The organism is Haloprofundus salilacus (genome assembly GCF_020150815.1).
Classification (GTDB): Archaea; Halobacteriota; Halobacteria; order Halobacteriales; family Haloferacaceae; genus Haloprofundus; species Haloprofundus salilacus.
In genome coordinates, this window is sequence record NZ_CP083723.1 from 925286 (window position 1) to 948955 (window position 23670).

The window sequence follows — 23670 nt, forward strand, 5'->3', positions numbered from 1 at the left end:
CCGGCCGCCTCTGCCGGTTACCCCAACCGCGAGAGGTGCTCGCGCGCCGTCGCCAGCGCGTCCGAGTCGTCCTCGACGACGTACGTGCCGAGTTCCTGCGTCGCCCGGACCAGCGCCTCCGAGTCGGCCATCGGAACGTCGCCGTCGAGCGCGTGGATGCGTTTTTCGTGGTCGCGAATCGTCCCCAGTGTCGCCTGCGCCTCGGCGTCGGGGTGCTCTTCCAGCCACGTAACCGCCTCGTGGCGGTATTTCGAGACGACCGTCGCGTACGCGAGACCTCTGGCGGCCGCCATCGACCGGGGAACGTCCGTCGAGTCGGGACGGTCGCTCGTCTCCGCGCCGTTGACGAGCGTCAGGAGGTAGAGGTCCTCTGCGTCGCTCGTCTCCCGCGAGCGGTCGTACACGTCGGCGGCGTGGAGCAGTTCCGCCGCGACGAGGATCTCGTCGTCCAGCGGGCGGAGTTGGCCCTCGTGCACGAATCCGCGCTTTCTGACGTACGTCCGGAGTCGCGATTTCAACTCGTCGACCACGTCGCTCATCTTGCCGTCGGCGAGTTTCGTTTTGAGGTCGTTCAATTCGAGCGGTTCGGCTGAGTCGGTGTGTCGCGTCCGCTCGTCGACGCCGACGCTCCTGATGCTGCCGCAGTCGGGACAACTGACGCTCCCCATCTCGTAGTACGACCAGCGGGTTCCGCACTTCGCGCACTCGCGTCGGCCCCGAATCTCCATGGGTCTGCTTCGGCGTCCCGAGGGAAAACGGCACCGGAAGCGTCCTCTCGGCAGATTCGACTCGCTCGATTCGTTCGGCGTGCTCGGCACGCTCGGTGTGCTCAGGAAGCCGGAAGACACCCAAAGCAGTCGTCGCCCGTCGTTCCGGTGCCCGTCGTTTCGGTGCCGTAGTTCTTCGAAAGCTGATAGTCACAGACGTGGAAGCCTCCGAGGAACTATACTGTATAATGTCGAAGTTTATTCGCGATGATGAACGACCTCAGTGGTTTCCAACGAGACCTGCTGTACGTGATGGCGGGATTGGACAGACCGTCCGGGCAAGAGATCAAGAGCGAACTGGAGTCGTACCTCGACTCGGAGGTCAACCACGGTCGCCTCTACCCGAACTTGGACGTACTCGTCGAGAAGGAGTACGTCGAGAAGGGCGCTATCGACCGCCGGACGAACTATTACGACATCACCGAATCGGGGGAGAGCCTCCTTCGCCAGCGTCGCGAGTGGGAGGACCAGTACTTCACCGCCAACGCGTAGTTTCGGGCCGATCCACGGGCGGGAGAGCGCTCCCCACGCGACCCGAATAGCGGCGCAGACGAGACTAACTGAGGCTCTTTCCCGTCGTCGCACGGACAGGCTGCGCGCCCGCCGCTCGTAGAGCATGGACGCGACTTACCATTTCGCGAGTTGCAGACACAGCCGATCGGACGACGTGAGAACGACGCCGTTTCGACAGCGGGTTCTTTGCCGACCGTCGACCTACTGGGAGCCATGCGCGACGAAGCGGAGATTCGAGAACAGTACGAGTTTCTCAAAGCGGAGTTAGATGACGAAGAGATGCGTCACGAGCGCGTCAAGCAGATGTTCACCTACTACAAACGGGCGCTTGGATGGGTGCTCGAGGAGGAGCACATCTAAGCGAAAACGAAGGTCTCACGCGTCGTCGGTAAGTTTAAGTAAAAACGTGCGGTACGTACTGGTGACGCTTCGCTTGGAGGGCCGAAGCGTCAGCGGGGACCAATTCAGGGCGGCAAGCACCCACGCGGTATTTCGCGTGGCTTGCTTTCCTTTTGATTCACTACGCCGCGAGTAGTGCGTCTGTTCGTCGCGAAAGATCACCGACCGACCAGCGACGTCACTCGATACTGAGTTCGCCGTTGGTGTCGCCGCCGTCGGCCGTTCCTTCGTCCCACTCCAACTCGAACTCGACGCTGAGTTCACCGGAACCACCCGACGACGGCGTCTCGCGTTCGGCTTTCACTTCGAACGTCGGCTGCGCCGGAACGTCGAGCGTCACCGACTGGTCTCCAGCCGAGAGCGTGAGCGGCTCCCCCGCGTCGAGTTTATCCGCGACGGTCCGGAGGTAGCTGGCGATATCGCCTCGGGAGCGGCGCTGTTCGGTTTCGAAGAGCACTTCTTCTGGCATACGCCACCGTACGAACACCCGAGGTATAAGCCCGCCGCCCGCGCGGACGGCGGTTCGGCCAGGGGCGACCACCGTCGAGACGAGACGTGAGCGGCGAGCGGAGTCGATGGTCGGCTTTCGGACATATTCGCCGGATGGGCGAAAATCGCGCGTCGACCGTTCACTTCTGTTATCAGTGCGATGTCGGGAGAGATATGAGACAGAACGGCCACGGGACCGAAACGTGGAGTGGTAGTCGATATGCTTATTTCAATCCGACAGAAATACCGGCGTAGACGTTACCGATGTACGATTTGACAGGATTCCAACGAGACTTGCTGTACGTGATCGCCGGGCTGGAGGAACCACACGGTCTCGCCATCAAAGAGGAGCTGGAGGATTACTACGAGAAAGAGATTCATCACGGTCGGCTATATCCGAACCTCGACACGCTCGTCGAGAAGGGTCTCGTGGACAAAGGCCAGCGCGACCGACGCACCAACTACTATACGCTCACCCGACGCGGTCGGCGCGAAATCAACGCGCGCTCCAACTGGGAATCGCGATACGTCGAAACTGGGACCGAGGTCGAAGCCGAACTCGAGAACTAACTTCGACAGCGTTACGACTGTTTCTCGTCGTCCGCCGCGTCGATAGTGGCGTCTCTCTCCGACTCGACTCCGTCGGAACGTACGTCCTTTTTCGAGCGTTCGTCTCCGTCCGGGGACGTCCCCTCGCCGCCGTTACTCGTCTCTGCCGTCGACGCCTCGAACGAGTCGCTGGGCATCCAACTCGGGTCGATCGCAGAGGGGCGAATCGGTTCGCCGGAGACGAGTTCGGGGAGAATGATGCGCGCGAAGTGAACGACGAGCACGAGCAGAAGCGGCATGAGGAAGATGCCGTACCAGCCGAACAGCAGCGGACCGAGGGTGTACGCGAGCATCACCGCGCCGACGTGGAGCGACCGCCCGGAGACGTACGGGCGGAGCACGAGGTCGGGGATGGTGTCGACGATAACGAAGGAGACGAGCGCGAAGGCGGCGACGAACCAGAGACCAGCCACGTTCGGCGGCGGTACCAGCGCTGCGACGGCCATGTAGATGGCGACAGGGAAGTAGACGAGTTTCATGCCGACGATGGGGATGAGACTCGCGACGCCGGCGAGCAGGCCGATGAGCGCCGCTGCGGGGATGGCGACGCCCGGCGGGGCGAACGCGTTCAGCGCCGAGTACGTGATTACGGCGATGGTGCCGGTGACGGCGGCGTTGAGGATGTTGCCAAAGAAGATGCTGTTGAGGTCGTTGTCGATCGCCCGTAGGTAGGTGGCGGTGACGCCGTTTTTGTCGGCAATTCGGGAGTGGAACCAGTCGGCCAGCTTTCGGTCGTCGCGCAGGAGGTAGAACGCGAACGCGACCATCACGAACAGGTGGATGAGTCCGATACCGACGAACGCGAGCGTCCCCGCCGCAGAGCCCAGCGAATCGAGCACCGACTGGAGGTTCGAGGCGGTGACGTACTGGAGAACGTCGCCGGAGAGCAGCGATTGGACGTTCGTCAGGGCCGTCAGGTCGTCGAACACCGCGGGGTCGATACCGAGCTGTTCGGGGCTGATTCCGTTACCCGTCACCGCTCCGATCTGGCGGATGACGATGAGCAGCGCGTACCCCACGAGCGCCAGCGCCGGGAGGACGAGCGCGAACATCGCGACGGCGGCAGCGAGACTCGTCGGCTGGATCCGCTCGTCGAGTCGGCGGAATATTGGGCGCGTCGCGTAGTAGATGAACAGCCCGAACACGACGGTTCCGACGAACGAGTAGACGACGTAACAGAGCGCGAGCGCTAGCAGGAGCGCGAGGAACCACCAGCCGAGCCGCGAGCGGCCGACGCCAAGAAAACGGTTCTCAGCGTCGACTTCCTTCTCAGTCGACATACAAACAGGCTGTGTGGAGGCGACAAAAACGTGTCGCGCCCGGAGAGTTAACACCCGCCGTCGCGTAGCTGATGGGAGATGCTGTCTCTGTCGGTTCTGCAGTCGGGAGGACCGTTGCCGCCTTCGTTCGACGAAACGGTCGCTCGCCTCGTCTTGGCCGCCGCGTTGGGGCTGTTCATGGGCTTAGAGCGCGAGTGGTCGGACAAGTCCGCCGGCATTCGGACGTTCTCGCTGACGAGTCTCGTCGCCGCGGTGTTCACGATTCTCGCCCGCGAGGAGAACCTCGGCGAAGCGCTGTTGGCCGTCGGCGGCGTTCTGGTCATCGTCCAGGGCGTGTTGTTGGCGGCGCAGAGTCTCCGCGACGGAGAGGACGACGGGCTGTCGTTGACGACATCCGTCTCACTTCTGGTCGCCTACGGCGTCGGTGCGCTCGTCGCGTCCGGTTACGTACTCGCGGGCGTCACCGTCGCCGTCGTCTCGTCGCTGCTCCTCGTACTCAAGCGGGAGCTCCACGGCTTCGCGGGCGCGCTCTCGCGGGAGGAACTCCGGTCGTCGACGGAGTTCGCCATCCTCGCGTTCGTCGTCTACCCGCTGTTACCGCCGGGCGAGATCGACGTCTACGGCATCCCGCTGGAGCCGCGCGTCGCGTGGCTGATGGTCGTCACCGTCGCGGGAATCGGCATCGTCAACTACGCTGTCGTCCGGAGTTACGGCAGTCGCGGCATCGCCGTCACCGGCTTCTTCGGCGGACTCGCCTCTTCGACGGCCGTCGTCGGGACGATGCTCGACCACGTCAATCAGCGACCGGAGGCCGCCACCTACGGCGTCGCCGGGGTGTTACTCGCCAACGCCGCGATGGCCGTGCGCAACCTCGCTATCGTCCTCGTCTTCACGCTCAACTCGTCGGGACCGGTGCTGACTGCCGCCATCGTTCCGCTCGGCGTTATCGTCGTCGGCAGCGTCGCCATCGCCGCCGTCGTCGCCGACTGGGCGACGAGCGTCGAGATGGACCTCGAAAGCCCGTTCTCGCTCCAGAACGCGCTCTCGTTCGGGGTCGTCTTCCTGCTCATCCTCGCGACGGGGACGCTCGCGCAGGCCGAGTTCGGTTCGACCGGACTGTTCATCAGCGCGTTCGCCTCGGGTCTCGTCTCCTCGGCGGGCGCGACCACCTCCGCGGTGTTGCTGTACCGCAGCGGCACCATTTCCGGACCGGACGCCATCATCGCCGTGCTGCTGGCGACCGCCTCCAGTATCGTCGTCAAGGCGGCGCTGTCGGCGGCGGGACCGAAGCCGTTCGCACGGCGGGTCGCGCTCTGGAGCGTCGTCGTCCTCGCGGTGTCGGGCGTGGCGACGTTCGTTGTCGCGACGCTCGGGTGAGCGCGACGCCTCGTGGGAGCAACGCTCGGTGGGTGCGACGCTGACGCTCGGGCGGGTAAGGGCGAGTACGAAGGCGGACGAACGTACGGTTCGTCCCGCGTCGCAATCATTGCCTGAAAGGTAACGAATCTCTTAACATATGTGTCTCCGTAGCGCGGTCTATGGACCGCGAGACGGCTACCCCCGATGTTGAAGCGATGCCCGGTCAGCGCGCCCGCCAGTGGGCCGAACGGCACCGCGAGCACGCCGCGCCGAGTACGTACGTCTACGACTTCGTCTGGGACACCTCCGCCCCCGCGGAGGGACCGTTCTGCACCGACGTCGACGGCAACGTCCTCCTCGACTTCACGAGCCATGTCGCCGCCGCGCCGCTGGGTTACAACAACCCCAAGATCATGGACCCATTGGCGGAGTTCGACCTCGTCGACCCGCTGAAAATCGCCGGGCAGGACTTCTACGTCTCCAGCGGTCACGACTACGACGACGACCCGCTTCCGGGTCCCGCCGGACTGATGGAACGCCTCGTCGACGCGACCGACCACTACGGGATGGACACCGTCTTCCTCTCGAACTCCGGGGCCGAAGCCGTCGAGAATGCGCTCAAAATAAGCTACGACCACTCCGACGGCGGCAAGTACGGCGTCACCTTCGACGGCGCGTTCCACGGCCGGACGCTCGGCGCGCTCTCGCTGAACCGCTCGAAGGAAGTTTACCGCAGAAAGTTCCCCGAGATCTCGGGCATCCACGACATGCCGTACTGCGACGACCGAACCTGTTCGCCCGACTCCTGTTCGTGCGGCTTCTTCGTCGACGACACCTCCCGTCTCCGCGAGAAACTCCACCCCAAGCGCGGCCACATCAACCCCGAGGAGCTCTCCTACATCATCCTCGAACCGATTCAGGGCGAGGGCGGCTACCGAATCCCGAGCGACGCGTTCATGCGGGAGCTCGCGGACCTCGTCGACGAGTACGACATCACACTCATCGCCGACGAAATTCAGTCGGGCGTCGGCCGGACCGGGAAGATGTGGGGCTCCGACCACTTCCCCATCGAACCCGACGTCATCACCGCCGCGAAGTCGCTGCGCGTCGGCGCGACCATCTCCCGGGAGGAGATCTTCCCCGCAGAGAAGAGCCGACTCTCCTCGACGTGGGGCGCGGGCGACATCGTCGCCTCGCTGCAGGGGGCGCTCACGCTCGACGCCATCGAGGAGTACGACCTCATGGACAACGCCGTCGTGCGCGGCGAGCAGTTCCTCGAGACGATGGCCGACGCCGACCTTCCGGGCGTCGAGGACCTCCGCGGGAAGGGCCTGATGCTCGCAGTCGAGTTCGAGACGAAAGAACACCGCGACGCGGTACAGGAGGCGGCGCTGAAGCGCGGTCTGCTCACCCTCGCCTGCGGCTACAGGGTGCTTCGAATCCTCCCGCCGCTGGACGTGACCGAGCGCGAGATCTCGCTCGGCTGCGACCTGCTCGGTGAGGCTATCGAAGCGGTGGCCTGAGTCACCGGTGCCCGTTATCCGAGGACACGACCACCCCGTTTCGTGACCGATACCAGACAGCGGCCACGACAGTCGATTTTTGACACACAACTGCCATTAGTTTCTGTCGTCTATCGCGTCTGACGAGGATGACGCCATGGACGACCACTACAACTCGAAAAACGGCGAACGAACTACCGAACACGCCGACCACGAGGGAGAACGGGACAGAGGGAGTGAGGAGACCAATGAGTCCGCGGACCCGCGCGTAGAACAGTCACTCCTCGAAGACGAAGCCGACGCCGACGAAGCCGAACGAGAGGTCGAGCATGGAGAAGGTGGTCACGGTCACGACGGTCACGGTGATTCCGACGGCCACGGCGGCCACGACGACCACGACGACCACGGCGGAATGCACGCCGGCCACGAACAGATGTTTCGCCGGCGCTTCTTCGTCTCGACGCTGCTGTCGATTCCGGTGCTGCTCTACAGCGAGACGCTCCAGCAGTGGCTCGGTTTCTCGGTGCCCGCGTTCCCCGGCAGCGAGTGGATAAATCCGGTTTTTGCGATAATCGTCTTCGCGTACGGGGGCGTCCCGTTCCTTCGAATGGCCGTTCCGGAGCTACGCGACCGTTCGCCGGGGATGATGACGCTCATCTCGATGGCCATCTCCGTCGCGTTCGTCTACAGCCTCGCGAGCGTCGTTTTTCCGACGACCACGGCGTTCTTCTGGGAACTCGTGACGCTCATCGACATCATGCTGCTCGGCCACTGGATAGAGATGCGGAGCGTCCGACGCGCGTCGAGCGCGCTCAACGAACTCGCCAAACTGATTCCCGACACCGCCGAGCGGATCTCCGAAGACGGAGGGGTAGAGGAGGTTCCCGTGAGCGACCTCTCCAAAAACGATCTCGTCCTCGTGCGACCCGGCGCGAACGTCCCCGCCGACGGGGTCGTCGAGGAGGGCGACTCCGACGTGAACGAGGCGATGATTACGGGCGAGTCGCGTCCGGTCTCGAAGGAACCGGGCGACGAAGTCATCGGTGGCACCGTCAATGGCGACGGGAGCCTCCGAGTCCGAATCACCGCGACCGGCGAGGAGACGGCGCTCGCGGGCATCATGCGACTCGTCGAGGAGGCGCAGGGGAGCAAATCCAAAACGCAGGTGCTCGCGGACCGCGCGGCGGGATGGTTGTTCTACGTCGCGGTGGCGTCGGCCACCGTCACCGCCGTCGCGTGGACGGTCGCCACCTCGTTCGGCGGCCCGGTCATCGAGCGCGCGGTCACCGTGCTCGTCATCGCCTGTCCGCACGCACTCGGCCTCGCGATTCCGCTCGTCGTCGCCATCAACACATCACTGGCGGCGCGAAACGGGATGCTCGTCCGCGACCGAATCGCCATGGAACGGGCGCGCGAACTCGACACCGTCGTCTTCGACAAGACCGGGACGCTCACGAAGGGCGAACAGGGCATCGTGGACGTCGAGACCGTCGACGACCTCGCCGAGGACGAGGCGTTCGCGCTCGCCGCCGCCGTCGAGGGCGACTCCGAGCACATGATCGCGCAGGCTATCCGCGAAGCAGCGGATGAGCGCGGCGTCGAACCGCCGAACGCGACGAGGTTCGAGGCGCTCAAGGGTCGCGGTGTCCGCGCGACGGTCGACAGCGAGACGGTATACGTCGGCGGGCCGAACCTCCTCTCGCAACTCGACGGGGACGCGCCACCGGCGCTCACCAAGTTCGCCGAGCGCGCCGGAAGCAATGCACAGACCGTCGTCTATCTTGTCCGCGAGGACGAACCGGTCGCCGCCTTCGCGCTCGCGGACGTCGTCCGCGAAGAGAGCTACCAAGTCGTCGAGGCGCTCCACGAACTCGGGGTCGAGGTGGCGATGCTGACCGGCGACTCCGAGGACGTGGCCCGCGCCGTCGCCGAGGAACTCGGTATCGACACCGTCTTCGCCGAGGTGCTTCCCGAGGACAAAGACGAGAAAATCGGCGAGCTTCAGAGCGGGGGCAACCTCGTCGCGATGGTCGGTGACGGCGTGAACGACGCGCCCGCGCTCACACGCGCCGACGTCGGCATCGCCATCGGGAGCGGAACGGACGTCGCCGTCCAGTCGGCGGATGTCATCCTCGTCCAGAACAACCCGCTCGACGTAGTTCGACTCGTCAAACTCAGCAGGGCGAGCTACCGGAAGATGCAGCAGAACCTCGTCTGGGCTGCCGGATACAACGTGTTCGCCATCCCGCTGGCGGCGGGCGCTCTCGCGCCGTTCGGAATCCTCCTCTCGCCCGCGGTCGGTGCGCTCCTCATGTCGCTGAGCACGGTCATCGTCGCCATCAACGCGCAGTTCCTCCGGCGAGTGGACCTTGACCTCCCGTCTCTTCCAGGCGTCTCTCCGCCGGCGACTCCGCGTCTGGCGGACTGAGCGAACGAACCTTTTTGAACGCAGCGGCCACCTCGCTCCGTGACCTGAAAACCGGCGCTGGAGCGGTCGAGGCAGGTGTACGGAGCGCCGTCCTGCGTGTCGAAGCGGAGAGCGATACTCCGTCTGTTAGCATCCGCTGTAGCCGCGAGAGCGACGCAACCAACCGGCGCGCGCCGGAGCGCTCCTGCGTGGGCGCGACTACTCGTGCGAGGGGCGAGTAGCGCAGGGAACGAAGCGACCGAGCAACGCAGTCGGCTGGGGAGGACGAAGCTCAACGCGTGTCGCGCCGTCGTGCGCGGCTCGCGCAATGCGGGCCTGGCGGACATGCTAAGGGCGAGGCGCGGACCACGCCGGGGCCGCGCCGAGGGCTTTCTACATCTGATACCGGCGCACGTCGTCGCGCTCGGGGTACTGGTTCGCGCCCGTCATCTCGTCGTACGTCATGCCGGCGAGGTACTCGTCGTAGGTGGTGTCGTACGCCTGCCGGAGGTGGAAGTCGAGGTCGCCGCTGCCGACGGTCGACTGAAACAGCGTGTGGACCGCACGGCGAATCAACTCGCCCTCGTCGCCGTCGAAGACGGCCGACAGCATCGCCAACTCGTGTTTCGTCTCGCGGTCGAGGTCGAGGGAGATCGAGTCGTCGTACTCGCCGTACTGTGCGTCCACGTCGTCGCGGAGGTCGTCGAGGCTCACACCCGAGGGTCGGTCGGCCGGCCGATTACCGTTTTCGACTTCGTCGACTGTCGACTCAGGCGAGACCGGTCCCGCAGTCTCGGCAGATGGTGCGTCCGGTGACATTGTGCGTCCCGCAGTCGGGGCAGTCGGTGAAGCTGCCACGTTGCCGCGAGGGTAGTCGGTGGCGTTCTTCGAGCCCGCCCGAGATGACGAGCGAGATGCCGACGAGCAACACGAGCCAACCGAGCGGCCCGGCCGCGAGGAGAACGAGCGTCGACGCCGGGAGAACGATGACGGCGACGCCGAGTTGAATAGCGGTGCTTGACTCCATACCCGCCGATTCGACTCCTGTACTATATACTTTCACCCTGATTCGTGTTGGTGTCAACGAGTCTACGAGACCGGAGAACGTTCGTCGACCGGTCGCGGTCCGGAACCGTCACCGCTTAACGGCCGAGCGGCAGAACAGTCGACGATGACTGACGTACCGGCCGACGCCGACGACGCCGATCGTCGACTCCCGTCCGCACCGACGGATCTCGACGCCGTCCGCGACGCCCTCGTCGCGTGGTACGAAGCGGACCACCGCGACTACCCGTGGCGGCGGACCGACGACCCGTACGCGATTCTCGTCTCGGAGGTGATGAGCCAGCAGACGCAACTCGACCGAGTCGTCCCCGCGTGGGAGGCGTTTCTCGACCGTTGGCCGTCCGCCGGCGATCTTGCGGCGGCCGACCGCGCCGACGTGGTCTCGTTCTGGTCGGGCCACAGCCTCGGCTACAACAACCGCGCGAAATACCTCCACGAGGCGGCGAATCAGGTCGAGACGGAGTACGACGGCGAGTTCCCGCGGACGCCCGGAGAGTTACAGGAACTAATGGGCGTCGGCCCCTACACCGCCAACGCCGTCGCGAGTTTCGCGTTCAACGAGGGCGACGCCGTCGTCGACACTAACGTCAAGCGCGTGCTGCACCGCGCCTTCGACGTACCGGACGACGACACGGCGTTCGAGGCGGCGGCGACCGAACTCATGCCCGACAGCGAGTCGCGCGTCTGGAACAACGCTATCATGGAACTGGGCGGAGTCGCCTGCACGAAAACGCCGACCTGCGACGAGTCGGGGTGTCCGTGGCGACGCTGGTGTCGCGCCTACGAGACCGGCGACTTCACGGCTCCGGACGTACCGACGCAGCCGAGTTTCGAGGGGAGTCGGCGGCAGTTCCGTGGGCGGGTGATCCGGACGCTCGGCGAGTACGACGAACTCACGCTCGACGCGCTCGGCCCGCGGGTCCGCGTCGACTACGGCGACGAGACGGGTCGCGAGTGGTTGCAGGACCTCGTCGACGACCTGGCGAGCGACGGTCTCGTCGAAGTCGTCGACGGCGAGAGAGACGGCGAGAGCGACACGAACGGCGAACTCGTCGTCCGACTCCGTCGCTGAATCGCCGCCAACCCTGCCGCCAAATCCGCCCCGACGCCGCCGAGGACCGAACGCGGAGTCGACGGTCGTGGGGCCGTACAGTTTTGCCACGCGCCGCCCGAGAACACGTCATGCCGACACCCGTCGTCGCGGTCTGCGGAAGTCTCCGGGAGCGAAGCTACACCCGACTGGCGCTGCAGCGCGCGCTCGAAGCCGTCGAGGACGCCGGTGGAACCGGCGAACTGGTCGACCTCCGGGAGTACGACCTTCCGGTGCTGAACGCGGACGAGCGTACCGCGGGCGACGCCGAGCGGCTGCGCCGAGCGGTACGCGAGGCGGACGCCGTGCTGCTCGGAACGCCGGTGTATCACGGGTCGTACTCGGGCGTGCTGAAGAACGCGCTCGACTACTGCCGGTTCGACGAACTGGAGGGGAAGACAGTCGGGTTACTCGCCGTCGCGGGGGGTGCGTTTCCGGTGACGGCGCTCGATCACCTCCGTTCGGTCTGTCGCGCGTTCAATGCCTGGGTACTGCCGCATCAGGTCGCGATCCCGCGGGCGAGCGGCGCGTTCGACGAGGGGGAGTTCGTCGACGAGCGACTCGAGTCGCGCGTCGCGACGCTCGGGCAGCGAGTCGTCGAGTACGCGATCATCGAACCCGACCCGCCGACGTTCGAGAGCGACCAGAACGTCGGCGCGGGCGAGCGCTCGGCGGAGTCAGGCGGACAGTCGGCGGAGTGAGTCGGTCGTCGCTGCCGGACGCACCCGCGGCCGCTCAGTTCGTCTCCGCGCGGGTGAGGTCCGGCGGCAGCCACGACGGTTGTCGTTGCCGTTCCTCGAAATCTAGCGAGTCGTCACCCGCGAGCGCCCGCGCGTCGGCGGCAGAGTAGACCGAGCCGTCTCGGTGGAAGACGCCGTTGATTCGGCCCTTCTCGCGCTGGTCGGGCAGATACGCCGGTTTCAGCATGAGCGACCAGAAGAAGTCGCCGTCGACAGGACCGCTCCGAATCGTCTCCGCGAGCGACGCGTAGTTGGGGAGGAACCTGTTCGGCGGTTCCTCGCGCGTGCGCTGCCACTCGGTGATCCAGACCGGTTTGTCGTGCTCGTCGGCGAATTCGCGGGCGTTCCGCATCCGCTCGTCCATCTTCTGCGCCGTCGGCGGGAGATTGAGGTGGAACTGGAACGCGTCGAGTTCGGGGTCGTCGTACAGCGTGTTGTACCGAAGTTCCTTACAGCCCATCGTCAGCGGGAGATCCCCTCGATTGTCGTCGGCGACGCGCAGCATCCGGCGAGCGAACTTTAGCCGCTGGTCCCAGTCGCCGGGTTCGTTCATGATTTCGAGCGCGAGCAGCGCGTCGTCGTCGCCGTAGCGGTCGACGAACCACTCGACGTACTCGCGCGGACCGCCCGGTTTCCGGCCGAACCGGTCGCCGGCGTCGCGTCCTTCCTCGGTGTGTGCAGTGTCGTCGAGGCCGAGCGCCCGCTTCGCCTCCGAGAAGATACTACCGTCCCCGTCGTCGCTCCCACTGCTGTCGCCGCGACCGGTCCACCGGTTCTCGTCGTTGATGATCTCGTGAGAGGGCGAGCGGACGGCGCAGGCGGTGTGCGGGTCGCGGTCGCGGCAGCGCTCACGGGTCGGCTCTTCGCCCGCGCTCTCGAAGAGGATTGGGAGGACGCGGATACCCTCCTCCTCGGCGGTCGACAGCAGGTTGTCGACGCTTCGCTCCATCGACTCGGGGGCGTCGAACCAGTACTCGTAGCTGAGAAAGAGGCGAACCGCGTCGCGGTTCAGTCGCGCCGCGAGGCGAAAGTCCCGCTCGGTCTCGTCGGGGTCGTACTCCTCCCAGAACTGGTAGGCGTTGAACGCTCGCGCGGGGACGTACACTGCGCCGCGAACGTCCGAGAGCCGCCCGTCCGTGGTGGTCGACATGGCGTGATTGGATGCCACGCGGAGTCGGTTATCGGTTCGGTGCGAGGCGACGACAGTCCGACGAAGAAGACAATCGTTTTGGTCTCGCTCGAACCGAGAACACCCAATGCACGCCATCACCCGGAGCGGATGGGTCGAACTCATCACCGGTTCGATGTTCTCCGGAAAGACCGAAGAACTGCTGCGACGCCTCCGCCGCGCCGAGATCGCGGGACAGGAGGTGGCTGTGTTCAAACCGGCTATCGACGACCGCTACGGCGAGACGACCATCGGTTCGCACAACGGCCGCCAGTGGGAGGCGACCGTCGTCGACAACGAGGGCGAGGGCGTCTGGCAGATGCTCGACGACTTGAACGGCGAACAGGTCGTCGCAGTCGACGAGGCGAACTTCTTCTCGGCGACACTCGTCGAGGTGTGCGAGGCGCTCGCCGCCGACGGCCGCCGCGTCATCGTCTCCGGGACCGACCAGACGTTCCGCGGCGAACCGTTCGACCCTGTCCCGCAACTGATGGCGCTCGCCGAGTACGTCGACAAGCTACAGGCCATCTGCACGGTCTGTGGCGAACCGGCGACGCGGAACCAGCGACTCATTGACGGCGACCCCGCTCACGTCGACGACCCGACGATCATGGTCGGCGCCGAGGAGTCCTACGAGGCGCGCTGTCGGAACTGTCATACCCTCCGGAGCGACTAGTGAGACCGTGACTACGTGGGTGGAGAATCCTCGGAACGGGCGCGACCGCGGGCCGCGCGGACTGCTCCGCGCGTGGGTCGAGGTGCTGATTCGCCCGCGGCGGTTCTTCCGCAACGGCGTCGCCCCCGGCGACCAGGCTCCGGGTTTGGTGTTCGGCGTCCTCGTCGCGCTCTGCTTCGTCGGCGGCACGCTGGCGTTCTCCGGCGATACGGTGCTGGGAACCGAGTTCGTCCCGGTCGTCGCCGACAGTCGTGCACTGACGAGTCTCCTCCTGCTTCTGGCCGTCGCGCTGTTCGTCGCGCCAGCGACGCTCCATCTGACGGCGGCCCTGCAGACGGTGCTTCTCATCCTCGCCGTCAGGGACCGCGCGGGCGTCAGCGAGACGGTGCAGACAATCGCCTACGCCACCGCGCCATGCGTGCTCGCCGGAGTCCCGGTACCGGAACTTCGAGTCGTCTGCGCGCTCTACGGCACGGGGTTGCTCGCCGTCGGCATCAGTGAAATACACCGCACCTCCCTGCTCCGGGCGGCGCTCGTCTCGGCGATCCCGTCGGTTCTCATCTTCGGCTACGCGTTCGGCGGGGTGGAACCGCTCGCGGCGCTCGTCGAGAGTGCGCTTCGCTCGTGGACGCTCATCTGAGCGTCGCGGGCGCTCGCGGAGACGAGCCACGAGCTCCGCCGAGGTGAAACTGAGAGCTTCGGAACCAAAATCGGAGTGTTACGGGACCGGAATCGGGTCGAAGGGGGGGGTGGAATACGGCTGGTCCGGAAACCGAATCGCGTGAAAATCGGCTGACACCGGCGGGTCGAGACCGATCGCGTCGACGCTGACGTGTGGTTGGTCACGAAGAGTTGTCGCGGTCGAGACCGGCGCTCGCTCGTAGAGGACTTTCGACAACCGTTTTAGGGCGGGGCCATTTTCTCCGAGCAAATGGGTACGTGTATCATTTGCGGCACGCCCGTCGAGGGCCGAATTTGCGACAGCCACCAGGAAGACGTAGTGTTCGAATTCCGGGGTAACGACGAGTCACAACTCACGCCGGGCCGCTTCTACAGCGGCACCGTCGACGGCTACGCCGACTTCGGCGTCTTCGTCGACCTCGCGCCGAACGTCACCGGCCTGCTTCACCGCAGCGAACTCGACCGCCGATTAGAGAGTCTCGACTGGGAACCGGGCGACACCGTCTTCGTCCAGGTCAAGAACGTCCGCGACAACGGCAACATCGACCTCGGCTGGTCGATTCGCCAGTCGGAGCGTGATTTCCGCGGCGCCCTCGTCCAGGACGCCGAGGGCGACCACGACCGCGAAGAAGACGAGAGCGGCGACGAGGCCGAGGCCGACGTACCGGAGACGCCGACGGTTCGACACGGCAGCGCCTCGCGGGAGGACGAGAGCGACGACGAGACGGCGGAACCCGACGAGAACGAAGCGAGCGAGTCGACCGCCGACGCCGGTGAGAACCGAGCGGAGATCTCCGAATCCGCAGCCGACTACGAGCGCGTCGAAATCGGCACGCTGAGCGACCGCGTGGGCCAGACGGTCCGTATCGAGGGAGAAGTCGTCAGCACCCAGCAGACCGGCGGCCCGACCGTCTTCGAGATCCGCGACGAGACGGGCGTCGTCGACGCCGCCGCATTCGTCGAGGCGGGCGTCCGCGCCTACCCCGAAGTCGACGTTGGCTCCGTCATTCGTCTCGACGGCGAGGTCGAACTCCGCCGCAACGAGATTCAGGTCGAGACCGAGGCGCTCGTCTCGCTCGAGGACGACGACGCCGACGTCGTCCAGTCGCGTCTCGCCGACGCGCTCCGCGGCCGCGCGCGGCCCGAGAGCGTGACGCCGCTGGCCGACCACGACGCCGTCTCGGCGGTCGAAGGTCAGTTGCAGGACGCCGCCGAGGAACTCCGCCGCGCCGTCTTCGAGTCCCGGCCAATCATCGTCCGCCACACCGCCACCGCCGACGGCTACGTCGCCGGTGCCGCCGTCGAGCGCGCCGTCCTCCCGCTCATCCGCGAGGAGCACGCCAAATCCGACGCCGAGTACCACTACTTCGACCGCCGCCCGCTCGAAGAGGCCGTCTACGGGATGGACGCCGCGACGAACGACGTGACGCGGATGCTGCAGGACCGCGACCGCCACGGTGAAAAACTGCCGCTCGTCCTCCTCGTCGGCACCGGCGCCACCGTCGAGTCGAGCGACGGACTCGACCTGCTCAGCATCTACGGCGCCAAGCGCGTCGTCGTCGACGCCGCCGCCGTCGACGCCGAAGTCGAGGAGTCCACCGACGTGCTCGTCTCGCCGGTGCTCGCCGACGCCGACGCGTCGGACCTCTCGACGGGCGCGCTCGTCGCCAACCTCGCCGCCGCCGTCAACGAGGATGTGCGCGACGATCTGCGGCACCTCCCGGCGGTCAGTTACTGGGAGAACGCCCCCGAGTCGTACCTCGACGTCGCGAACGACGCGGGGTACGACGAGACGTACGTGCGCGAACTCCGCGAGGCCGTCGCGCTGGAGGCGTACTACCAGTCCTACGAGGATAAGCGCGAACTCATCACCGACCTGCTGTTCGACAACGGCGTCACCCCCGACGGCGACGGCGAGGACGCGGGCAACCTCGCCAGCCACGTCTCCGAGCAGTTCCGTCTCAAACTCGACGCCGAAGTCGAGACGGCGAAGGCGAACCTCGAATCCCGGGAGTCCGACGGCGTCGAGTTCGCCGTCCTCGACACGGACGCGTACACCCACCGCTTCGACTTCCCGCCGACGGCGCTGCTGCTCGACGAACTCCACCGCCGCGAGCGCGAGGGTGACCAGTTCGTCACCATCGGCGTCGCGATGGACGAACTCTACCTCCGCAGCACTGTCGACGTGGACCTCCGCGCCGTCGCCGAGGCCGCGCGCGAACGCGCCCCCGAAGCCGGCATCACGGCCGTCGGCATCCGCGACGGTCGTATCGAGTTCCTCTCGGGTCGGCGCGAACAGGTGAAAGAGGCCGTCGTCGAAGCCATCGCCGAGCAGCTGTCGTAAGCTGTCGCGAGGCGTTCTCCTTCTCTCCGTCTCTCCGTTTCTCTCGTTCCGCTCCCGATTCTCACGGCGACCGCTCTCGTTCGGCGGTGGACGTTCGCGAAAGCGAGGAGAGTGGCGTGAACGGGTGTGCCGTTACGCCCCGGCGGTCGATTCGAGCGGGACCGAGTGGTCGCGGTACGCCTCGAAGACGCGGCGCGCCCACTCGCGGGCGATGCCGTCGTCGGTGTCGACGAAGACGCGCATCGTCCCCGTCTCGTCGTCGTAACCGCCGACGGCGACGCGGTCGTCGAAGATGGCGAGTCCGTACGGGAGCGCCTCGCGCGTCCGGAGCGTCAGGTGACCGCGGTCGATGGCGTCAGCGAGTTGGTTCGGGTGCGTCGACCGGAGGTGGTCAACGACGCTGGGGAGGTAGATAATCTCGCTCTCGGTGTCGTCGAACAGCGAGGCGTAGAACCGCTCGACCCCCGGCGGAACCATGTGCGTCGTGTTGAAGCCGCGGAAGGTGTCGCTCGTCTCTAAGAGGCGCAGAAATCGCTCGACCGGTTTGTAGGGATTTTCGGGCGTGGCCGTCGTCACGACGGCGTCGGCGAACGGTTCGATGACGAAGTCCTTGTGGTCCGGACAGATGCACTCCAACAGCGGTTCGAGTCGAGCGGCCGCACGGAGGTTCCGCTCGAAGCGAAGCACCTCCTCAGCGACCGTCTCGCCGCGTCCGGTGAGACACCAGCGGCCGTCGCGACGCTTGGCGAGTCTGTGCTGCTCGAGCCAGCGGGTGAAGCGATGGCTGGTCGCGCGGGAGATTCCTAATCGGGTCTGGATGTCGCTACGGTCTAACGGTTCCTCGATGAGTAGTTCCAGCAGTTCCCGATGTCGGAGCACGTCCAGCAGGTCGTCCGTCTCCAGTCGCTGCCGGTCGGTCTCCGGTTCCCGAACGTCGCGTCGGAGCGCGTACGACTGCTGGAGTAACTCCTCGAATAGCGATGTTCTGTCCATAGTTCTCTCCCCCCGTGAGGAACCCTTACAGAATTGGAGGCCGTATCACGGCTTAATCTTTGTCTCAGGCCGTGAGACACGTCTGATTGCGGGAAACGATTCTCGAAAATTAACTATAGCCGGGTCGGTCGCCTCCCGACACCTATGGCAGAAGTAACCGACACCACGACACCACCGGACCCGACCGAAGCGCTCGCCGGCGAGCTGTTCGCCGACGCGAACTCGACGCTGACGCTGTTCAGCGTCTTCCTCGGTACTCGACTCGGGGTGTACGAGGTGCTCGCGGCGGCGGGGACGCAGACCGCAGGCGAGCTCGCGGCGCGAACTGAGACCGATGAGCGGTACGTCCGCGAGTGGCTCGAACACCAGACGGTCTCCGGTATCCTCGCCATCGACGACGAGCGCGCCGCGGCCGATGAACGGCGCTACTCGCTCCCCGAGGCGTACGAACCCCTTCTCGTCGACGCCGACAGCCTCTACTACCTCGCGCCGCTGGCGCGAGCGGCCGCCGGACTCGTCGGTCCGCTCGACGATATCGTGGAGGCCTACCGAACCGGCGCGGGCGTCCCATTCGCCGACTACGGCGCGAACCTGCACGAGGGACTGGCGGCGATGAACCGGCCGTCGTTCCTCCACCTACTCGGTGAGGCGTGGCTGCCGAGCGTCCCGGACGTTCACGAGCGCCTCTCGTCGGCTACACCCACCCGCGTCGCCGATATCGGCTGCGGACACGGCTGGTCGAGCATCGGCATCGCGCGGGCGTACCCGAACGTCCGCGTCGACGGATACGACCTCGACGAGGCTTCGGTGGCGGCCGCGACGGAGAACGCCGAGGCGTACGGCGTTGCCGACCGGATCACCTTCGCGGTGCGCGACGCGAGTGACCCCGAATTGGAGGGAGCGTACGACCTCGTCACCGCCTTCGAGTGCGTCCACGACATGGCCGATCCGGTCGGCGCGCTGGCGACGATGCGCCGCCTCGCAAACGGCGATGGAATCGTCCTAGTGATGGACGAGCGCGTCGGCGACGAGTTCACCGCGGAGGCCGACGAGTTAGAGCAGTTCCTCTACGGCTGCAGCGTCTTTCACTGCCTCCCCGCCGGGCGCGTCGGCGAGCACTCCGCCGCCACAGGGACCGTAATGCGGACCGACACGCTCCGCGGCTACGCCGACGACGCGGGCTTCGGTACGTTCGAGGTGCTGCCCATCGAGAACGAATTCTGGCGGTTCTACCGACTGGAGGCCTAAGATGAGCGCGACAGCTTCCACGGAAAAAGCGTCGGTCCCGTGGCGCTCGCCGGTCGTGCTGGTCGTGCTCGCGAGCACGCTGCTCGCTCCGCTGGGCGTCCCGCTGGTCAGTCCGGCGCTCCCGGTCATCCGCGACGTCTTCGGCGTGAGCGACGCGTCGGCGAGTTTGCTCATCACCGTCTACTTCCTGACCGGCATTGTCCTCTCGCCGTTCATCGGGATGCTCGCCGACCGCGTCGGGCGGCGGCGCGTGCTCGTCGTGAGCCTGTTCGTGTTCGGTCTCTCCGGCGGCGCGGTGTACGTCGCCGGCGACTTCGCGACGGTGCTCGCGCTCCGCCTCGTCGGCGGCACGGCGGCGGCGGGCGTGTTCATCACGACCGTCACCATCATCGGCGACGCGTTCGACGGCGTCCAGCGCAACGCCGTCCTTGGCGCGAACACGGCGGTGCTGTCGGCGGGCGCGGCGGCGTTTCCCATCGTCGGCGGCGCGCTCGTCGCCTACGGCTGGAACGTCCCGTTCCTCGCCTACCTACTGGCGGTCCCGCTCGCCGTCGTCGCGTGGTACGCGCTCGCCGGCCTCGAACACGACACCGAACCCGAGGAGGAGGGAACGGTCCGCTACCTCCGCGGCGTCGCAGGGTCGCTCGTCGCCTCCGGAACGGTCGTCTACTTCGGCGCGACGTTCGCCGCGGAGTTGCTGTTCTTCGGTGCTGTCCTGACGACGCTGCCGTTCCTCCTGACGGGGACGTTCGCGTTCTCGCCGCTTCTCGTCGGGCTCACGCTGACCGCGGCGGAGGTGGTCGCCGTCGGCGTCGCGGCGTCGAACGGCCGCTTCGCCGAGCACGTCTCCAACGGGACGCTCGTCGTCGCCGGCTTCGTCTGTGCGGCCGTCGGTCTCGGCATCGCGTGGGCCGCCACCGGTCTCGGTGCCGGTTCGGCGGTGCCGGCCGTGCTCGTCGTCGGCGTTGGAGTGATGTTCGTCGGTGCGAGCGCGGGGTTCGTCCTCCCCTCCGTCGACGCCGAGGTGAGTCGCCTCGTCCCGACGCACTTCCGCGCCGGGGCGCTCAGCCTGCGCAACAGCGCGACGTTCCTCGGCCGCGCCGCCGGACCCGTTATCTTCGCCGGAATCGCACTCGCGACGGGCTACGCGACGCTGCTGTTGTTCGCGGGCGTCGCGGCGCTCGTTTGCGCCGTCGTTCTCGCGTTCGCGACCGGCCGGGTCGTCGACGACGCAGTCGACGAGGCGATTGCAGCCTCGGAGGTGCGCTGAGACGGCCGCCGGACGGTGCGACGTCGGCCGACGGATGCGAATCCGGAGCGAGCTCGGTCACGACGGCGAGGTGACGGCGACGGGGGCCATCGTAGCCATGCGCGTCGCGTAACCGCTGTCGCCGCCCCCGGGAGCGACACCCTTAACCCCGAAAACCGATGACACGCAGGTAATGAATCGACTCGTCGCCCGTACGGAGGTCTCACCCACGCGATGAGTACCGACAGCCCCGACGCGGCCGAGGAGGAACCCGAAGCGTTCCGCGAAGCGTGTGCGGAACTCGCCCGGCGAATCGTCGACGGCGAGATCGACCGCGACGACCTCGAGTCCGAGAAGCTGAACGTCTGTTCGGAGTTCTCCTCGCCGAAAGTGCCGAAGAACACCGAGATTCTGCAGTACGCGCCCGACGAACACCGCGACGACGTGAAAGAGGTCGTCCGTCGCAAACCTGTCCGGACGGCGTCGGGCGTCTCGCCGGTCGCCATCATGACCTCCCCCGAGATGTGTCCGCACGGGAAGTGTCTCTACTGTCCCGGCGGTCCCGCCTCGGAGTTCTCCTCCTCGCAGAGCTACACCGGCCACGAACCCGCCGCCGCCCGCGGCGTGCAGAACGACTACGACCCGTACGGACAGGTGACGCTGCGCCTCGAACAGCTCCGGCACATCGGCCACCCCGTCGACAAGGTCGAACTCATCCTGATGGGCGGAACGATGACCGCCCGGAGCCACGACTACCAGGAGTGGTTCGTCAAGCGCGCGCTAGAGGCGATGAACGACTACGATCTGGACTCCGAGCCGCAACCGGCCGAGGACCAGTCGTTCAAGCCCGACCCCGAGAACGTCGAGTTCCGCTACCTGGAGGACGTCATCGCCGAGAACGAAACTGGACAGATTCGAAACATCGGGACAACGTTCGAGACCAAGCCCGACTGGTGCGACCCCGAGCAGATAGACCGAATGCTCGATCTGGGCGCGACCAAGGTGGAGGTGGGCGTCCAGACGACCTACGAGCGCATCAACCGCGAGATGCACCGCGGCCACGGCAACCAGGCCTCCATCGACGCCAACCGACGCCTCCGCGACGCGGCGTTCAAGGTCGGCTTCCACATGATGCCGGGACAACCGGGGATGACGCGCGAGATGTGCGTCGAGGACTTCCGGCAGTTGTTCAAGAACCCCGATTGGCGGCCCGACTACCTCAAAATCTACCCGACGCTCGTCGTCCGCGGCACGCGCATCTACGACTGGTGGCGGCGCGACGACTACGACCCGCTGACGAACGAGGAGGCAGCCGACATCGTCGCCGAGGCGATGGGGATGATTCCGAAGTACACGCGCCTCCAGCGCGTTCAGCGCGACATCCCCGCCGACTTCATCGACGCCGGAGTGTGGAAGTCGAACCTCCGGCAACTCGCCGAGCAGCGCGCCGAGGAGCGAGGAATACGGCTCCGCGACATCCGCGCTCGCGAGGTGGGGATGAACGAGGCGAACCCCAACCCCGGGGACGTGGAACTTGACGTGATGACGTACGAGGCCGGCGGCGGAACGGAGAAGTTCATCAGCTTCGAGGATACGGAACAGGACCTGCTCGTCGGCTTCTGTCGCCTCCGCTTTCCGTCGTACTCGCACGCCGCGCCCGAGGGCGGCGCGGAACTCTCCGCACGGGACCCGGTACGCCGCGAACTCGAAGACGCGGCGCTCGTCCGCGAACTCCACGTCTACGGGAGCGAGGCAGGTATCGGAAGCGAAGGGGGTAGCGAGGCGCAACGTGCCTCGAAAAAGTCGAGCGGCGGGACGCCGCGAGACCAGTGGCAGCACAAGGGCTACGGGAAGAGACTCCTCAGGAAGGCCGAGGACATCGCCGCGGACGCCGGATTCGAGAAGATCTCGGTCATCTCCGGCATCGGAGTGCGGCAGTACTACCGCGAGAAGATGGGCTACCATCAGGACGGCCCGTACGTCAGTAAGCGACTCTGACCGCGAAGAGAGCGGTTTCAGGGCACCCGAGCGAAAGCAAGAGAGCGAAGCGAAATTGCTCGTCGTAGCATCGACCAAGTCGTCTGCTTTCGGGAGACATACTGCCGGAGTAGTCTGTACGTTGACACAGAAAACCGTTACAATAAACCACTCTAACGCTCACAATTTCCAAAATTTTTGAAAGAGTAGAGCTTTTTGATGGATGAAGACCAGATACTGCATGGAGGAAAATTGAAATGATAAACACGTCACGTCGAACGGCGTTGAAAGTTCTCGGCGGCGGTGCGCTGGCGGTCGGTGCAGGGACACAGACCGTCGCGGCCCAACAGCAGTCAGCACGCGTTAGAGCGGTTCACGCCGTGCCAGACGCACCGCCCGTCGATGTCTATCTCGACGGTGAGGTAGTGATCGAAGGGTTGGAGTTCCAGCAGGTCAGTCCGTACCTATCCGGTCCGCCGGGCAGCTACCAGGTAGCGGTCACCCCGACGGGTGCGGGCCAAGGCCAGGCGGTCATCGACACGGAGGTGACCCTCGAGAGGGGTAACTACTCGCTTGCCGCCATCGGCGAGTTGAGCGACGGGAGCATCCAGCCGCTCGTGACGCAGAGTCCGATCCTGACCGGACAGGGCTCTCAGGCGCTGTCGACGGTGCAGGCAGTTCACGCTGCGCCCGACGCGCCGCCAGTCGACGTGACCGCAGTCGTCGAGTCCGAGCAACTCAACCAACGTCTGCGGTCGCTCCCGCAGCAAGTGTTGATGGGTCTCCCGATGCGGGTAGTGCGATTCAACGACGATGGGAAGGCCGTTCTCACGCTGATAGACGGCCTCAGCTTCGGCAACGCGAGCGAGCCGTTGCCGGTCCCGGCGACGAACTACACGATCCAGGTTCGTGCGGCGACTCCCGGAAACGACGGCGACATCGTTGCGAGCGTTCCGGCCTCGCTCGAGGCGGGCGTCAGTTACACCGCCTACGCTTCCGGCTACCTCGAACCGCCGCAGGGAGTCGTCGACGAACTCGGCAACCGCGACTTCGGGCTGTTCTTCGCGACGACCGAGTAGAGATCGAACCGTCGGGTCGTCGGAACGACACTCCT

Annotated in this window: 22 protein-coding genes; 15 read left to right on the forward strand and 7 right to left on the reverse strand. The window is 66.0% G+C overall.

Going from position 1 to position 23670, the window contains the following annotated elements; all coding sequences use genetic code 11:
* Positions 1-17: 17 nt before the first annotated feature.
* Positions 18-728 (reverse strand): DUF7117 family protein, encoded by a 711-nt coding sequence (locus tag LAQ58_RS04805; protein ID WP_224449476.1) that lies wholly within the window; start codon positions 726-728, stop codon positions 18-20.
* Positions 729-977: 249 nt separating this feature from the next.
* Here LAQ58_RS04805 and LAQ58_RS04810 point away from each other — a divergent pair, with 249 nt between their 5' ends.
* Positions 978-1259: a PadR family transcriptional regulator gene (locus tag LAQ58_RS04810; RefSeq protein WP_224450217.1), complete on the forward strand. Its 282-nt coding sequence runs from the start codon at positions 978-980 to the stop codon at positions 1257-1259.
* A 234-nt stretch (positions 1260-1493) separates the two neighbouring features.
* On the forward strand, positions 1494-1640 hold the full coding sequence (locus LAQ58_RS04815) for a hypothetical protein (RefSeq protein WP_224449477.1): 147 nt from the start codon (positions 1494-1496) through the stop codon (positions 1638-1640).
* 217 nt (positions 1641-1857) lie between these two features.
* On the opposite strand, the gene LAQ58_RS04820 is transcribed toward LAQ58_RS04815, so the two are convergent.
* Complete coding sequence (locus LAQ58_RS04820; RefSeq protein WP_224449478.1) at positions 1858-2148, reverse strand: amphi-Trp domain-containing protein; 291 nt, start codon at positions 2146-2148, stop codon at positions 1858-1860.
* Positions 2149-2432: 284 nt separating this feature from the next.
* On the opposite strand from LAQ58_RS04820, the gene LAQ58_RS04825 reads away from it, so the two are divergent.
* Positions 2433-2738, forward strand: coding sequence for a PadR family transcriptional regulator (locus LAQ58_RS04825; protein ID WP_224449479.1), 306 nt, complete (start codon positions 2433-2435; stop codon positions 2736-2738).
* A gap of 11 nt (positions 2739-2749) precedes the next feature.
* On the opposite strand, the gene LAQ58_RS04830 is transcribed toward LAQ58_RS04825, so the two are convergent.
* Complete coding sequence (locus LAQ58_RS04830) at positions 2750-4057, reverse strand: AI-2E family transporter (RefSeq protein ID WP_224449480.1); 1308 nt, start codon at positions 4055-4057, stop codon at positions 2750-2752.
* A 78-nt stretch (positions 4058-4135) separates the two neighbouring features.
* On the opposite strand from LAQ58_RS04830, the gene LAQ58_RS04835 reads away from it, so the two are divergent.
* The 3 genes from LAQ58_RS04835 (at position 4136) to LAQ58_RS04845 (ending at position 9346) form a co-directional block, all read left to right on the forward strand.
* Entirely contained in the window at positions 4136-5434 is a 1299-nt protein-coding gene (locus LAQ58_RS04835) for an MgtC/SapB family protein (RefSeq protein ID WP_224449481.1), read from the forward strand.
* Positions 5435-5595: 161 nt separating this feature from the next.
* Positions 5596-6939 carry a class-III pyridoxal-phosphate-dependent aminotransferase gene (locus LAQ58_RS04840; protein ID WP_224449482.1) on the forward strand — a complete coding sequence of 448 codons (1344 nt, stop codon included), beginning with the start codon at positions 5596-5598 and terminating at the stop codon, positions 6937-6939.
* A 136-nt stretch (positions 6940-7075) separates the two neighbouring features.
* On the forward strand, positions 7076-9346 hold the full coding sequence (locus LAQ58_RS04845) for a copper-translocating P-type ATPase (protein WP_425490686.1): 2271 nt from the start codon (positions 7076-7078) through the stop codon (positions 9344-9346).
* Positions 9347-9718: 372 nt separating this feature from the next.
* Here the strand turns inward: LAQ58_RS04845 and LAQ58_RS04850 are convergent, their stop codons facing one another.
* Positions 9719-10039 carry a ribbon-helix-helix protein gene (locus LAQ58_RS04850; protein WP_224449483.1) on the reverse strand — a complete coding sequence of 107 codons (321 nt, stop codon included), beginning with the start codon at positions 10037-10039 and terminating at the stop codon, positions 9719-9721.
* Positions 10040-10094: 55 nt separating this feature from the next.
* Positions 10095-10352: a hypothetical protein gene (locus LAQ58_RS04855; protein WP_224449484.1), complete on the reverse strand. Its 258-nt coding sequence runs from the start codon at positions 10350-10352 to the stop codon at positions 10095-10097.
* Between the two features lie 144 nt (positions 10353-10496).
* On the opposite strand from LAQ58_RS04855, the gene LAQ58_RS04860 reads away from it, so the two are divergent.
* On the forward strand, positions 10497-11462 hold the full coding sequence (locus LAQ58_RS04860; protein ID WP_224449485.1) for an HhH-GPD family protein: 966 nt from the start codon (positions 10497-10499) through the stop codon (positions 11460-11462).
* Between the two features lie 110 nt (positions 11463-11572).
* A complete protein-coding gene (locus tag LAQ58_RS04865; RefSeq protein ID WP_224449486.1) occupies positions 11573-12181 on the forward strand; it encodes an NADPH-dependent FMN reductase in 609 nt (202 codons plus the stop codon).
* Positions 12182-12215: 34 nt separating this feature from the next.
* Here LAQ58_RS04865 and LAQ58_RS04870 read toward each other — a convergent pair whose 3' ends face one another.
* A complete protein-coding gene (locus LAQ58_RS04870) occupies positions 12216-13370 on the reverse strand; it encodes a glycoside hydrolase family 5 protein (RefSeq protein WP_224449487.1) in 1155 nt (384 codons plus the stop codon).
* Between the two features lie 106 nt (positions 13371-13476).
* Here LAQ58_RS04870 and LAQ58_RS04875 point away from each other — a divergent pair, with 106 nt between their 5' ends.
* The 3 genes from LAQ58_RS04875 to LAQ58_RS04885 all read left to right on the forward strand — a co-directional run bounded on the left by LAQ58_RS04875 (position 13477) and on the right by LAQ58_RS04885 (position 17089).
* The gene (locus LAQ58_RS04875; protein ID WP_224449488.1) at positions 13477-14064 is read left to right on the forward strand and encodes a thymidine kinase; all 588 of its coding nucleotides are present in this window, start codon (positions 13477-13479) and stop codon (positions 14062-14064) included.
* Between the two features lie 7 nt (positions 14065-14071).
* Positions 14072-14704, forward strand: coding sequence for a YIP1 family protein (locus tag LAQ58_RS04880; RefSeq protein ID WP_224449489.1), 633 nt, complete (start codon positions 14072-14074; stop codon positions 14702-14704).
* Positions 14705-14995: 291 nt separating this feature from the next.
* The gene (locus LAQ58_RS04885; protein WP_224449490.1) at positions 14996-17089 is read left to right on the forward strand and encodes a DHH family phosphoesterase; all 2094 of its coding nucleotides are present in this window, start codon (positions 14996-14998) and stop codon (positions 17087-17089) included.
* Between the two features lie 132 nt (positions 17090-17221).
* Here the strand turns inward: LAQ58_RS04885 and LAQ58_RS04890 are convergent, their stop codons facing one another.
* Positions 17222-18082 (reverse strand): helix-turn-helix transcriptional regulator, encoded by an 861-nt coding sequence (locus LAQ58_RS04890; RefSeq protein ID WP_224449491.1) that lies wholly within the window; start codon positions 18080-18082, stop codon positions 17222-17224.
* 144 nt (positions 18083-18226) lie between these two features.
* Between LAQ58_RS04890 and LAQ58_RS04895 the strand changes: the two genes are divergently transcribed.
* The 4 genes from LAQ58_RS04895 (at position 18227) to LAQ58_RS04910 (ending at position 23635) form a co-directional block, all read left to right on the forward strand.
* Entirely contained in the window at positions 18227-19330 is a 1104-nt protein-coding gene (locus LAQ58_RS04895) for a class I SAM-dependent methyltransferase (protein ID WP_224449492.1), read from the forward strand.
* Position 19331: 1 nt separating this feature from the next.
* Positions 19332-20600, forward strand: a complete 1269-nt coding sequence (locus LAQ58_RS04900; RefSeq protein ID WP_224449493.1) for an MFS transporter — start codon at positions 19332-19334, stop codon at positions 20598-20600.
* 213 nt (positions 20601-20813) lie between these two features.
* The gene (locus LAQ58_RS04905; protein ID WP_224449494.1) at positions 20814-22577 is read left to right on the forward strand and encodes a tRNA uridine(34) 5-carboxymethylaminomethyl modification radical SAM/GNAT enzyme Elp3; all 1764 of its coding nucleotides are present in this window, start codon (positions 20814-20816) and stop codon (positions 22575-22577) included.
* 236 nt (positions 22578-22813) lie between these two features.
* Positions 22814-23635: a DUF4397 domain-containing protein gene (locus tag LAQ58_RS04910; RefSeq protein ID WP_224449495.1), complete on the forward strand. Its 822-nt coding sequence runs from the start codon at positions 22814-22816 to the stop codon at positions 23633-23635.
* Positions 23636-23670 lie beyond the last annotated feature (35 nt).